The following is a 13,300-nucleotide window of genomic DNA, read 5'->3' as shown; positions in this document are numbered from 1 at the left end:
AACCGAAACACTTAAAAAAGTGAGCTGAATACGGAACAACTAACTGAACACCCTATCTATTAAATAGATAGGTTTCTTTATATATAGAAGATGGTGGTTGAAACTATTTCAGCCACCATCGATTACATTAAATTATCAATGAGGAATTATCAATGAGGTAAAAAATCTTTTTCGTTCAGAAGACTAAGGAATTTTTGGGAGATAAGTTCATTCATTTCTTTTGGATATCGGATATCTGTGAATATACTTGCAAGAGAAGGTTTAGAGTTTATTTTTACATATTCAATATTTTCAGGAAATTCTTCTTTTGCTTTATATAATCTGCGAATATCTTCATCAGAATCCTTACGGTAAATTTCGTTGTGAAGGATTGCTTCAATTGGAAGTCTCTCTACCTGTGCAGGAATATTTTTAGGATAACCAATGGAGATGCTTGCTACAGGCACCACAAGGCTCGGCAGCTCAAGGAGATTTGATATTGCGTCTGCGTTATACGTGACGGTGCCTAAGTAACAAGTGCCAAGACCTTCCATTTCTGCTATTGTTACAATCTGTTGCGCCAAAATGACTGCATCAGTCAGAGCAGTTATGAATGAATGAAAATTTGAATAACCGGGAGTAGCCCCACTGATTTCACACCAACGAGAGAATCGATTGAAATCCGCACAAATTGTCAAGATTAGATCACTGTTAGTTGCAGCAGGTTGATTGAAATGTTGTTCTGAAAGTTTTGCCTTTTTATTAGGATCTCGTGTAATGATTACAGAATAAAGTTGCATGTTTCCGCAAGTTGGAGCTCTCATTGCTCGTTCAATTATATCGCGGATTAAACTCTCAGGTATAGATTTATTATCATATTCCCTGATAGACGATCTTTGGGAAAAATAGTCTGTTTTCATGTCTTTTAAAATTAAATCTTTTAAATAATCATAAACTGTTGCAAATATAGTAATTTTTTTGTTAAATTTGCAATCTACTTCTCTCTTCACTAATAGTATAGGAAGTATAATTTTAAAACAAATGGCTGAATTACAAATCTTTTCTTATGAAGAGGCTTATGATGCGTCGCTCCAATATTTCAAAGGAGATCAACTTGCTGCCCGAGTATGGGTCACTAAATACGCATTGAAAGACTCATTTGGAAATATCTATGAAAAGACTCCGGATGACATGCATAGGCGTATCGCTGCATCGCTTGCTGGCGTAGAGAGGACATATTCCAATCCTATGTCGGAAGAGGAAATTTTTCAACTTTTGAAAGATTTTCGTTATATCGTGCCGCAAGGTAGTCCTATGGCAGGAATCGGCAATGATTTTCAGGTGGGATCTCTTTCCAACTGTTTTGTAATAGGATTAGAGGGAAAGCCTGATTCCTATGGAGGCATAGTGAAGATAGATGAGGAGCAAGTGCAGTTGATGAAGCGTAGAGGTGGTGTGGGTCATGATTTATCTCATCTTCGACCGAAGGGAACACCAGTGAAAAATTCTGCACTTACATCAACGGGGCTTGTCCCTTTCATGGAGAGATATAGCAATTCTACAAGAGAGGTAGCACAAGATGGTAGACGAGGAGCATTAATGCTGACGGTATCAATAAAACATCCGGATTCTGAAGGGTTCATTGATGCAAAGATGACTCCCGGAAAAGTTACTGGAGCTAATGTTTCCGTGAAAATTGATGATGACTTTATGAACTCTGTGGTTACTGGAGAGCCTTATATTCAGAAATTCCCGATAGATTCGGAATCTCCGGAAGTCTCACAGTCGATAGATGCATCTGTTTTATGGCAAAAAATCATTCATGACGCATGGCAATGTGCAGAACCGGGTGTATTGTTTTGGGATACAATCCGTAGGGAGAGTCTTGCTGATTGTTATGCAGATTATGGTTTTGAAACTGTCTCAACAAATCCCTGTGGAGAGATTCCCTTATGCCCGTATGACAGTTGCCGTCTGTTGGCTATAAATTTATATAGCTATGTAAAGAATCCGTTTACTCCAGAAGCTGAGTTTGACTTTGACTTATTTAGAGAACATGTCGGAAAGGCTCAACGTATAATGGATGATATTATCGATCTTGAAATTGATAAGATTAATCTTATTTTAGATAAGATTTCAGAAGATCCGGAGACGGAAGAGGTCAAAAGGACTGAACTTAATTTGTGGAATAAGATTAAGACTAAAACGGCAGCAGGCCGAAGGACAGGATGTGGTACTACCGCAGAGGGAGATATGCTTGCTGCCTTGGGTCTAATTTACGGCACAAAGGAGGCGACCGAATTTTCTACTAAAGTTCATAAAGAATTGGCTCTTGCCTATTTCCGAGCATCAGTTGATCTTGCGGAACAGCGAGGTGCATTCAAATTGTATGACGCGGACAAAGAGAGAAATAATCCTTTTATACAAAGGCTAAGAGAGGCAGATCCTGGTCTGATAGAGAGAATGGAACGTGTCGGACGTCGAAATATCTCTTGTCTGACAATCGCACCTACAGGCACAACCTCATTGATGACCCAGACTACATCAGGTATCGAGCCCATATTCCTTCCAATATATAAGAGACGTAGGAAAGTAAATCCCAGTGATGAAAATGTCAGAGTGGATTTTGTTGACGAAGTTGGAGATTCTTTTGAAGAATACGTGGTATACCATCAGAAATTCCTGGAATGGATGAAAATTAATGGTATTGAGGAGAAAGAGAATCTTACGAATGAAGAATTGGAAGATTTGGTTGCTAAGTCTCCGTACTATAAGGCTACGGCAAATGATGTTGATTGGATGGAAAAAGTAAGGATGCAAGGAGAAGTCCAAAAATGGGTTGACCATTCAATAAGTGTCACTATAAATCTTCCTAAAGATGTCAGTGAGGAACTTGTGGGAAACCTTTATATGGCAGCATGGAAATCCGGATGTAAGGGTTGCACGGTATATAGGGATGGCTCGCGTAATAATGTACTTGAAGCCATGCCTAAAAAAACAGTGGAGAAAAATAATCATAATGACCATAATTCATTATCCGGATTAATTCATCTTCCTGATCATACAGTTAAGCGTCCGTATGAACTTGAAGCAGACGTTGTGCGTTTTCAAAATAATAAGGAGAAATGGATTGCATTTGTCGGACTTGTAGACGGAAAACCGTATGAGGTGTTTACAGGTCTTGCAGATGATGAAGATGGTATCTTTTGTCCTAAAAGTGTAAACCATGGTAAAATAATCAAGGCTACTGATGAGAACGGGAAAAAAAGATATGATTTCCAATTTATAAATAAACGAGGATATAAGACTACCATTGAAGGACTGAGTGAGAAATTCAATCCTGAATTTTGGAACTATGCGAAATTGATATCCGGAGTATTGAGATATGGTATGCCGATAGATCAAGTCCTTAAACTTGTAGGAGGATTGGATCTGGATTCTAACAGTATCAATACTTGGAAGAATGGAGTTGAGCGTGCTCTTAAGAAATATATGCCTAATGGTACTGTTGCAAAAGGTCATAAATGTCCTAACTGTGGCGCAGAAACGTTGGTGTATCAAGAAGGTTGTTTAATCTGTAAGACTTGTGGCACTTCACGTTGTGGCTGATTTCTTGGCATGCTTTTATAGGGTTATGATAGAATGAATAAAAAATTATAATACAAATAATGATTGGATAAAGTAACGATATGATTCTTTAAACAGTCTAAAATTTGCATACTAAATATTTTCTCACATGAAAATCTCTTTTAATATCAACTACCATACTCAATGGGGTGAGTCGCTTTTTGTATGCGGAGATATCCTTCAGCTTGGTAGTGGCGATGCATCTCAAGCTTTGGAGATGAGCCTGGCAGCACCTGATCATTGGGTGGCAGAAGTGGAATTGGATGGGAATCCCATTGATTTCAATTATTTCTTTGTTGTCAAGGCTCCGGGAAAAGCCTGGCGATTTGAATGGGGACAACCCCATCGCTACATCAGCGGAGGGGATAAGATTTCCCATGTAAAGATCTTTGATGCGTGGAAAGACATGCCGGCTGATAAGCCATATTATTCATCAGCATTCGTCAATGGCATGCTGCTCCGTCGATTCAAAGATCAACCCTTGGCATCGCTTCCCGGGACATTGCAATTTAGGATTGAGGCTCCATTAGTTGAACCGGATGAGGTACTTGCAATTTCCGGAGAAGGTGATTATTTGGGTAATTGGGATCCAAAGAAGGCTATAATATTGAATGATGCCAATTATCCTGAATGGGGAGTTAATCTTAATCTTGATGCTCTCAAGGCGCCTTTTGAGTACAAATTTATAATCGTGAAGAAAGATACACGAGAAGTTGTAGCTTGGGAGGCAATTGATAATAGGAGATGTGGATTTATTGAAGAATCTGACAATGTCCAGATTGTAGTAGATGGTTTGCGTTTTGTGAATCCACGCAATAATTGGAAAGGTGCAGGCACTGCTATTCCTGTATTTTCAATTCGTTCAACAGAAGATTTTGGTGTCGGAGATTTCTACGATATCAAGAAAATGGTTGATTGGTGTGTGAAAACTGGGCAGAAAGTGATCCAACTATTACCTATAAATGATACCACTAAGACAGGAAGTTGGATTGATTCATACCCATATAGTGCCAATTCCACATTTGCATTGCATCCGATGTATGTTAGGTTGGATGCAGTAGGAGTACTCTCAGATGAAAGTAAACGAGAGCATTTCAAGAAGATTGGTGAAGAATTAAATATTCTTAAGGAGGTAGACTACGAGGCTGTCACTAAGGCTAAAGATGAGTATTTAAGAGAGATTTTTGCTCAAAAAGGAATCTCAGACCTGAAATCAAAAGAATTCAAGGCATTCTTCAGTGTCAATGAAGAATGGTTGATTCCTTATGCAGCATGGAGAGTCTTGTGTAAAATATATGGTACTCCCGATAATCAACAGTGGGGTAAGTATAGCCGATACGATGCTGAGATAGTAGATAAATTGTGTGAAGAGCATAAGATGGAAATTGATTACCATCTGTTCGTGCAATATCATTTGGATAGGCAGCTACGTGAAGTAAGAGATTATGCTCATTTGCATGGTGTGGTTCTCAAGGGCGATATTCCGATTGGAATTGGTCGTTTTAGTGTTGATGCATGGCAACATCCTGATTTGTTTAATATGGATTGCCAGGCAGGTGCTCCACCGGATGATTTCTCGGTACTTGGTCAGAATTGGGGGTTCCCCACATATAATTGGGATGAGATGGCTAAAGACGGCTTCCAGTGGTGGAAAGATCGTTTTGGTAAAATGTCTGAGTATTTCGACGCATACCGTATTGACCATATTTTAGGCTTCTTCAGAATTTGGCAGATCCCATTGGATGCTGTTCATGGATTATTGGGCTACTTTAATCCGGCTCTTCCCTTTTCTCCGGAAGAACTACGCCATTCCTATGACTTCTGGATTAATCCGGAAATACAGGCTAATCCGCTGATTTTGGAATGGATGCTTAATGATTTCTTTGGAGATTCTGTACAGGAGGTAAAGGAATGTTATCTTGAAGATTTGGGAGAAGGTAGATACCGATTGCGTAAATTTGTGGATACTCAGAGAAAGGTTGAGGAATATTTCTCAACAGTAGAAATGAATGAGCACAATTCTAAGATTTTCAATGCTCTTTTGGGAATTTTAGATGATGTTCTGTTTATTGAAGATCCATATAATAGAGGGCATTATCATCCAAGAATTGCTGCACAATATACATACCAGTATCGGATGTTGAGCGATTATGAGAAATGGTGTTTCAACCGTTTGTATAATGATTTCTTTTATCATAGACATAATGATTTCTGGTATGGAAAGGCTATGTGGAAACTTCCTCCTTTGATTGATTCGACAGGGATGTTGACTTGTGCTGAAGACTTAGGTATGATTCCAGCATGTGTTCCGGAAGTTATGCATCAATTGGAGATTCTTTCGCTTGAGATACAGAGGATGCCAAAAGATCCGGCTTTGGAATTTGGAGACACATGGAGATATCCTTATTTCTCCGTATGTACGACTTCAACCCATGATATGGGAGGTATTCGTTCTTGGTGGGAATCCGATAGAGAGGTTACTCAGAGATTCTATAATAATGCGTTGCATGAATATGGTACAGCTCCATATTTTGCAGAACCATGGATTTGTAAAAAGATAATTGAGCTTCAACTTAAGAGCCCATCAATGTTCTGCATATTGCCACTTGCAGACTGGCTTTCAGCAGACGGCAAATTGCGCCGTGAGAATCCCCATGAGGAGCAGATAAACGAGCCGGCGGATGTCCATCATTATTGGAGATATCGTATGCATATTACAGTTGAAAAACTTCTTGCTCAAGATAATTTTAATAATTATATGTTTGATGCAATACGTTCTTCAGCAAGATAATGTTTTTTGCAAAGATATGCATTAATGTGGTCAATCAAATATTAATATCATTCAAAAAAAAATATTTAGTATTTAGACCACTTTGATATCATATTGGATGTAAATAAAGAAATATGGTCTTTTTGAGATAGATTTATCTTCAAAAAGACCATATTTTATTTATAGATATATCTAAATGAATGATCATTGTTCGATGAGAATGAAAAATTTGAAATGAGATTACAGATTGTACAGCAATTCCAAATTCTGAGAATGAGAAATTAAGCAATAGATGGACCTGTATAAAAACAATAGGATCCCATCCTCACGGAAAGAACCCTATCTCCTAATAAAAAAGGGGTAAATTAAATTTTAGGTAACTAACGAATAAAAAAATTAATTATATAAATTAAAATAGTAATAAAAATTACCTATATCTTTTAAGTCTTATGACTTTTAAGATTTGATAAGTGATAGAAATTCGGAACGTATGTTATAGTCTTCAACAAATTTTCCTGAGTAATCAAATGTAACCGTTGTTGACTCCTGTTTCTCTACACCTCTCATTTTCATACAAAGATGACCAGCTTCACATGCAACAATCACACCTTCGTTTGGTAGAGAGGTTGTAAGCAATTTGCAGATCTGTGATGTCAGTCGCTCTTGTACTTGGAGTCTTCGTGCATAGCAATCAACGATTCTTGCTAATTTTGAGAGTCCAATCATCTTGCCTTTCGGAATATATCCAACGGCAATTTTCCCAAAGAAAGGAAGAATATGATGTTCGCACATACTGTAGAACTCAATATCCTTTACGATTACGATTCTTGAGCCGTCATGTTCGAAGATTGCTTGAGTTGCAATCTTGTCAGGATTTTGGCGATAACCGGCAGTTATGTCATAAATCGCTTTTGCAGCCCGTAGTGGTGTTTTCTGAAGACCTTCCCTATCTGGATTCTCCCCTATGAGTTTCAATATTTCACGATAATGTCCGGCTATTTCGGATATTATCTTTTCATCTTGATTTGTCATTATGGTTTGATTACTACGATTTGCGATTTAACAACCCTCATTTCTGAGGAATAGTTTGGGAATGCTCTCTTCAATTCTGTAAGAGCTGCATTTGCTTCTGAATTCGTTTTGAAATTGCCAACACGTGTATACCAATTTGGAGAACTGGAGTAAGTGTATACTTGTCCTTTATATTTTGGGAATTTTGCAAGAATGGCACTACCCCTCGCTTTGGCTCTGGCTTCTAAAGTATGTTGGTTTCTTCCATCACTGAATACTTGAATTCGAAATCCCGCAAGCTTATTTACTCCGGGTTTTATTTCTGTTGTCTGTTCTTTTGGGTTAGAATGTAGTATCAGAGTTCGGATATTTTCCGGGATATCAATAATTACATTCCCTTTGGATTCAATTTGAATACGTTCAATAATATTATCCTCAGAGTGATTGTCAGCATAAATCAGACTATTACCTGCGATAATGACAGGTAATGCCAAAATATGCATTAATCTTTTTATTTTGAAAAATGATTTAAATTTCATTATCAATAATATCGTAATTATTGCATTATAAGATGTGAGGTTTTGTCGGATTTATCCGACAAAACCTTACATTCATGTATTTATTTAGTCAAATGCTGCGATTATGCCCATGAACGAGTCTGCCTGAAGAGCTGCTCCACCAATAAGACCTCCGTCAACATCAGGTTTAGCAAAGAGTTCTTTTGCATTTCCAGGCTTGCAAGATCCACCATATAATATTGATGTATTCTCTGCAAGATCTTTTCCATATTTCTCAGCAATGACGCTGCGAATATGTGCGTGCATGTCCTGTGCCTGTTCTGCTGTAGCAGTTTTGCCTGTGCCGATTGCCCATACGGGTTCGTAAGCAATTACTATTTTAGAGAAATCGTCTGCCGATAGGCTGAATAATGCTTCTACTTGACCTTTAACAACATCATTGTAGGATCCATTTTCACGTTCCTCAAGAACTTCACCTACACAGAATATCGGTGTCAGATTATTTGCTAATGCCAATTTTGTCTTGGCAAGCAACTGCTCGTTGTTTTCTCCGAAATATTGACGGCGTTCGCTATGACCTAATATAACATGGCTTGCCCCTGTCGATTTTACCATTGCGGCGCTTACTTCGCCTGTATATGCACCCTTTTCATGTTCAGAGCAGTTTTCAGCACCAAGTTTGATTGGCGCATCAATTACGCCATTCACAGAAACAAGGTGTGTGAACGGAACGCATATAACCACTTCACAGTTTGCTTTTTTCTCTTTGAGGAGATCATTAATCTGGCTGGCCAGTTCAACACCCTCTTCAAGAACGGTGTTCATTTTCCAGTTACCGGCTACTATGTTTTTTCTCATTTTTTGAAAAGTTTACAATCCGATTGCTCGGAATTGATTTGGTTCTGACTGCAAAATTAAGATTTTTTTATTGGATTACCAACTTTGAAAGTCTAAATTTATCTAAATATATCATTTTATTCTTGATTTTTATTAATTTTGCGTATGAAGTTGTCTAAACTTATTTCAAAGATGGGGAAATTTCAGAGCTTTTAGGTAATTTTGAGGTCTTTGAATGTGTGATGAGGTTCCATCATAATTGAAAAGACTGATGAATTTAACAAAAAGTATGGAACTTTAACCTTTCGGAATAAATTTAGACAACATTCTAAGTAATGTCGCATAAGCTAAGTGTGAGGTTACATTTCGCCTGTTTTGATTAGCTATATTTAAATGATTGAAATGGGTCGATTTCTTATAAATTTTCATTATCAAGATCGTTTTAAGGATTACATGTGTCTATGGAATTTAAATTAACCTCTCAATATAAGCCGACAGGAGATCAACCAACGGCTATCAAAGAATTGTCAAAAGGTATAGAGGATGGTCTGACTCATCAGACTCTATTGGGTGTGACAGGCTCGGGAAAGACATTCACAATGGCTAATGTGATTCAGCAAGTGAAGCGCCCTACCCTGATTCTTTCTCATAACAAGACCTTGGCAGCCCAGCTTTATTCTGAATTCAAATCTTTTTTCCCAGAAAATTCTGTCCAATATTTTGTCAGTTATTATGATTATTATCAGCCAGAGGCTTACATACCGTCTTCTGACAAGTATATTGAAAAAGATTTGATGATAAATGATCAGATTGAAAGGTTGCGGTTATCTACTGTCGCATCGTTACTCTCGGGACGTAGAGATATAATTGTTGTTTCAAGTGTCAGTTGCATATATGGCATGGGGAATCCAGATGATTTTTCTCAAAACGTCATTAATATAAAGGTAGGTCAAAGGATTTCCAGAAATGTATTCCTTAGAAAATTAGTTGATTCTCTTTATTACAGAACGGAATTGGAATTAACCCCCGGACAATTTAGGGTTAAGGGCGACACGGTAGACGTAATGCTCTCGTTTGAGGAGATTCAGCTAAGGGTGATTTTTTGGGGTGATGAGATTGAAAAGATTCAGACAATCGACCCTTCCACCGGAATTGCATATTCTAATGTTGATGGATTTAATTTATATCCTGCAAATATATTTGTGACAACAAAAGAGCGTATGGATTCCGCAATTGATAGGATATCTGTAGATCTGGGTGATCAATGCGACTTTTTTTATAAGGAAGGGAAGGAGATTGAAGCAGATCGTTTGAGAGAACGTGTGACTTATGATCTTGAAATGATGAAGGAATTAGGTCATTGTTCCGGAATAGAAAATTATTCACGTTATTTTGATGGAAGAGAACCGGGAATGCGTCCATTCTGTCTACTTGACTATTTCCCTAAGGATTTCCTAACTATTATAGATGAGAGTCATGTGACTATTCCCCAAATAAGAGGAATGTATGGGGGAGATTTGTCAAGAAAAATGAATCTGGTGGAGTATGGATTCAGACTTCCTGCTGCAATTGATAATCGTCCGTTGAAATTTGATGAATTTAATAGTCTTACCCCACAGACTATTTATGTCAGCGCAACTCCCGGAGATTATGAATTAATGATGACAGAGGGTGTGTTTACAGAACAAGTTATACGTCCTACAGGGCTTCTTGACCCTGAAATTGAGATACGTTCAACAATGAATCAAATTGATGATCTTATGGAGGAGATTCAGTTGAGAATAGAGAATGAGGAGCGGACGTTGGTGACAACCTTGACTAAACGAATGGCTGAAGAACTTGATGAGCATCTTCGTAAATGGGGAGTCAGAAGTGCTTATATACATAGCGATGTCGACACTTTGGAAAGGATAAGGATATTGGAAGATTTAAGAGAGGGTGCCTATGATGTATTGGTGGGAGTTAATTTGTTGAGGGAAGGTCTTGATCTTCCACAGGTTAGTCTGGTCGCGATATTAGATGCTGACAAAGAGGGATTCCTTAGAAATCATCGTTCACTTACCCAGACTGCCGGTAGGGCTGCTCGAAATATTCATGGCAAAGTCATTATGTATGCGGACAAGGTGACAGACAGTATGCGGCGTACAATTGATGAGACTGAAAGACGTAGAGCAAAACAGATTGCTTATAACGAAGAACATGGTATAGTGCCGACACAGATAGTTAAGACATCTTCAGCCCGCGATTTGATTGACCTTTATAAAAATGAATCGTCAGAGAATACTCACAAATCAACTCAATCAATCAGACAATCTAAAGCAGGGAATAAGGATATTTTGATGCGACATGAGGCTCGTCCATATATTGAAGAAGAGCATATATTACCCGTTGCATCCGATCCGGTTACAGATTATATGTCGACTGATGAATTGGAGCGTCGGGTGAATCATCTGCGGCAGGAAATGATAGCAGCCGCTAAACGCACGGATTTTATTGAAGCTGCTAAATTCAGAGATGAAATGTTGACAACACAGGCATTGTTAGATTCTAAATTAAATAGTGATGAAAGTAAATAATAATTTCAGGGAAGCGATTGAATCAGATATGACATTTCCATTACTTGATCGGAAACTGTTTCTACCTACATCTAAGGAAGAAATGGAACGGTTAGGTTGGGATTATGCCGATATAATCATTTTTTCTGGAGATGCGTATGTGGATCATCCATCTTTCGGTGCTGCTGTAATAGGGAGAGTACTACAGGCTGCCGGTTATAGGGTTGCGATTGTCCCCCAGCCTAATTGGCGTGATGATTTAAGGGATTTTAGGAAACTTGGGAAACCTCGTTTGTTTTTTGGCGTTTCGGCAGGAGCAATGGATTCTATGGTGAATCATTATACGGCTAATCGACGTTTACGACAGGATGATGCTTATACGGCAGGCGGTCGTCATGGAATGCGTCCTGATTACCCGACAATAGTATATACAAAAATTATTAAGAGTATTTATCCGGATATGCCTGTAATTGTTGGTGGTATAGAGGCCTCCTTACGTCGTGTGGCACATTATGATTATTGGCAGGATAAACTTCTTCCTTCAATTCTTTCGGATTGTGGAGCAGATATGATATCTTATGGTATGGGGGAACGGACAATTGTGGAATTAGCACGTCGTTTGGATAATGGTGATGATATTTCCCAGATTCAGGATTTGCCACAGACGGTTGTTTTCTCAGAAAATAAACCCGATGATGATGACATTATTCTGCATAGTTATGAGGAGTGTCTGAAAAACAAAAAATGGCAGTCAGAAAATTTTAGATATGTAGAGGTGGAATCTAATAAATTTCATGGGCGAACGATATGGCAATCGACTCGTGGAAAGATGATAAAGATAAATCCAATGTATCCTCCAATGCAACAGCATGAAATAGATGCTTCGTTTGATCTTCCTTATACAAGGGTGCCACATCCGAGATATAAAGGTAAACGTATTCCAGCCTATGAGATGATACGTCATTCTATCAATATGCATAGAGGGTGTTTTGGAGGATGTGCATTTTGTACGATATCCGCGCATCAAGGTAAATTTATTGCCTCACGTTCAAAGCAATCTATATTAAATGAGGTAAAAGCTGTTTGTGCCATGTCTGATTTCAAAGGATATATATCAGATTTGGGAGGACCATCTGCCAATATGTATGGAATGAGAGGATATGACACTGATATTTGTGAAAAATGTGCGCGTCCCTCTTGCCTACATCCCAAGCCTTGTCCGAATCTTAATAATGATCACTCTCCTATTCTTGACATATATCGAAGTGTGGATTCCTTGCCTGGTATTAAAAAATCATTTATCGGTAGTGGAGTTCGATATGACCTTGCAATGGCTCATAATAAAAAGAATGGCAAAATAAATCAAATAAATCGCAATTATATTGAAGAACTGATTGCCAATCACGTCTCAGGCCGACTTAAAGTTGCACCAGAGCACACGTCTGACAATGTATTGAACTGCATGAGAAAACCATCATTCTCATTGTTCAGAAATTTTAAAAAAATATTTGAGGAGGTAAATAAAAAATATGGACTGAGACAGCAGTTGATTCCCTATTTTATATCATCTCATCCAAATTGCACTGAAGTGGATATGGCGGAATTGGCGGTTATTACAAAAGATCTTGATTTCCAATTAGAACAAGTGCAGGATTTTACTCCGACTCCCATGACCGTAGCTACAGAGATATATTATTCAGGATATCATCCATATACAGGAGAAAGGATTTTTACTGCAAAGTCTAAGGATGAAAAGAATGCCCAGCGTCAATTCTTTTTTTGGTATAAGCCGGAAAATAGACAACAGTTGGTTTCTGAATTACATCGCATGAATCGTCCGGATTTGGTAAAAAGATTGTTCCCTCAAAATTTTTATGAGAGAAGAAATCAATCTGCATATTCAAATAAATCCGGCAAAAAATCTTTTCGTAAGAATAAATAATGCAGATAAGTAGTTTCTAAAAATTAATGTACATATGTTGGCACGGTTTTTGCAGTATGGT

General features: G+C 38.1%; 8 protein-coding genes. 4 read left to right on the top strand and 4 right to left on the bottom strand.

Annotation, left to right across the window (positions count from 1 at the left end):
- Nucleotides 1–149 precede the first annotated feature (149 nt).
- Nucleotides 150–899: a nitroreductase family protein gene (locus E5331_RS19665; RefSeq protein ID WP_123484807.1), complete on the bottom strand. Its 750-nt coding sequence runs from the start codon at nucleotides 897–899 to the stop codon at nucleotides 150–152.
- Nucleotides 900–1,020: 121 nt separating this feature from the next.
- On the opposite strand from E5331_RS19665, the gene E5331_RS19660 reads away from it, so the two are divergent.
- Entirely contained in the window at nucleotides 1,021–3,588 is a 2,568-nt protein-coding gene (locus E5331_RS19660; protein WP_123484805.1) for an adenosylcobalamin-dependent ribonucleoside-diphosphate reductase, read from the top strand.
- Between the two features lie 127 nt (nucleotides 3,589–3,715).
- The gene (locus E5331_RS19655; protein ID WP_123484806.1) at nucleotides 3,716–6,397 is read left to right on the top strand and encodes a 4-alpha-glucanotransferase; all 2,682 of its coding nucleotides are present in this window, start codon (nucleotides 3,716–3,718) and stop codon (nucleotides 6,395–6,397) included.
- Between the two features lie 435 nt (nucleotides 6,398–6,832).
- On the opposite strand, the gene folE is transcribed toward E5331_RS19655, so the two are convergent.
- The 3 genes from folE to tpiA form a co-directional block, all read right to left on the bottom strand.
- The gene (gene folE, locus E5331_RS19650; protein WP_123484110.1) at nucleotides 6,833–7,408 is read right to left on the bottom strand and encodes a GTP cyclohydrolase I FolE; all 576 of its coding nucleotides are present in this window, start codon (nucleotides 7,406–7,408) and stop codon (nucleotides 6,833–6,835) included.
- Entirely contained in the window at nucleotides 7,408–7,926 is a 519-nt protein-coding gene (locus E5331_RS19645) for an SPOR domain-containing protein (RefSeq protein ID WP_123484109.1), read from the bottom strand. Before E5331_RS19645 ends, folE begins: the two co-directional genes overlap by 1 nt.
- Nucleotides 7,927–8,010: 84 nt before the next feature.
- A complete protein-coding gene (tpiA, locus tag E5331_RS19640; protein WP_123484108.1) occupies nucleotides 8,011–8,763 on the bottom strand; it encodes a triose-phosphate isomerase in 753 nt (250 codons plus the stop codon).
- A gap of 440 nt (nucleotides 8,764–9,203) precedes the next feature.
- Between tpiA and uvrB the strand changes: the two genes are divergently transcribed.
- Both uvrB and E5331_RS19630 read left to right on the top strand, forming a co-directional pair.
- Nucleotides 9,204–11,318, top strand: a complete 2,115-nt coding sequence (gene uvrB / locus E5331_RS19635; protein WP_123484107.1) for an excinuclease ABC subunit UvrB — start codon at nucleotides 9,204–9,206, stop codon at nucleotides 11,316–11,318.
- Nucleotides 11,319–11,346: 28 nt separating this feature from the next.
- Entirely contained in the window at nucleotides 11,347–13,239 is a 1,893-nt protein-coding gene (locus E5331_RS19630) for a YgiQ family radical SAM protein (RefSeq protein ID WP_123484117.1), read from the top strand.
- The last annotated feature ends 61 nt before the right edge of the window (nucleotides 13,240–13,300 follow it).

This window comes from Lepagella muris, assembly GCF_004793975.1.
Taxonomy (GTDB): domain Bacteria; phylum Bacteroidota; class Bacteroidia; order Bacteroidales; family Muribaculaceae; genus Lepagella; species Lepagella muris.
Note: the sequence above shows the minus strand (reverse complement) of the source record. Positions and strands in the feature narration are given on the sequence as shown.

Excerpts from the sequence above, each read along its gene's own strand:
- E5331_RS19665 (WP_123484807.1), bottom strand. The coding sequence starts at position 899 with ATGAAAACAGACTATTTTTCCCAAAGATCGTCTATCAGGGAATATGAT.
- E5331_RS19660 (WP_123484805.1), top strand. The coding sequence starts at position 1,021 with ATGGCTGAATTACAAATCTTTTCTTATGAAGAGGCTTATGATGCGTCG.
- E5331_RS19655 (WP_123484806.1), top strand. The coding sequence starts at position 3,716 with ATGAAAATCTCTTTTAATATCAACTACCATACTCAATGGGGTGAGTCG.
- folE (WP_123484110.1), bottom strand. The coding sequence starts at position 7,408 with ATGACAAATCAAGATGAAAAGATAATATCCGAAATAGCCGGACATTAT.
- E5331_RS19645 (WP_123484109.1), bottom strand. The coding sequence starts at position 7,926 with ATGAAATTTAAATCATTTTTCAAAATAAAAAGATTAATGCATATTTTG.
- tpiA (WP_123484108.1), bottom strand. The coding sequence starts at position 8,763 with ATGAGAAAAAACATAGTAGCCGGTAACTGGAAAATGAACACCGTTCTT.
- uvrB (WP_123484107.1), top strand. The coding sequence starts at position 9,204 with ATGGAATTTAAATTAACCTCTCAATATAAGCCGACAGGAGATCAACCA.
- E5331_RS19630 (WP_123484117.1), top strand. The coding sequence starts at position 11,347 with ATGACATTTCCATTACTTGATCGGAAACTGTTTCTACCTACATCTAAG.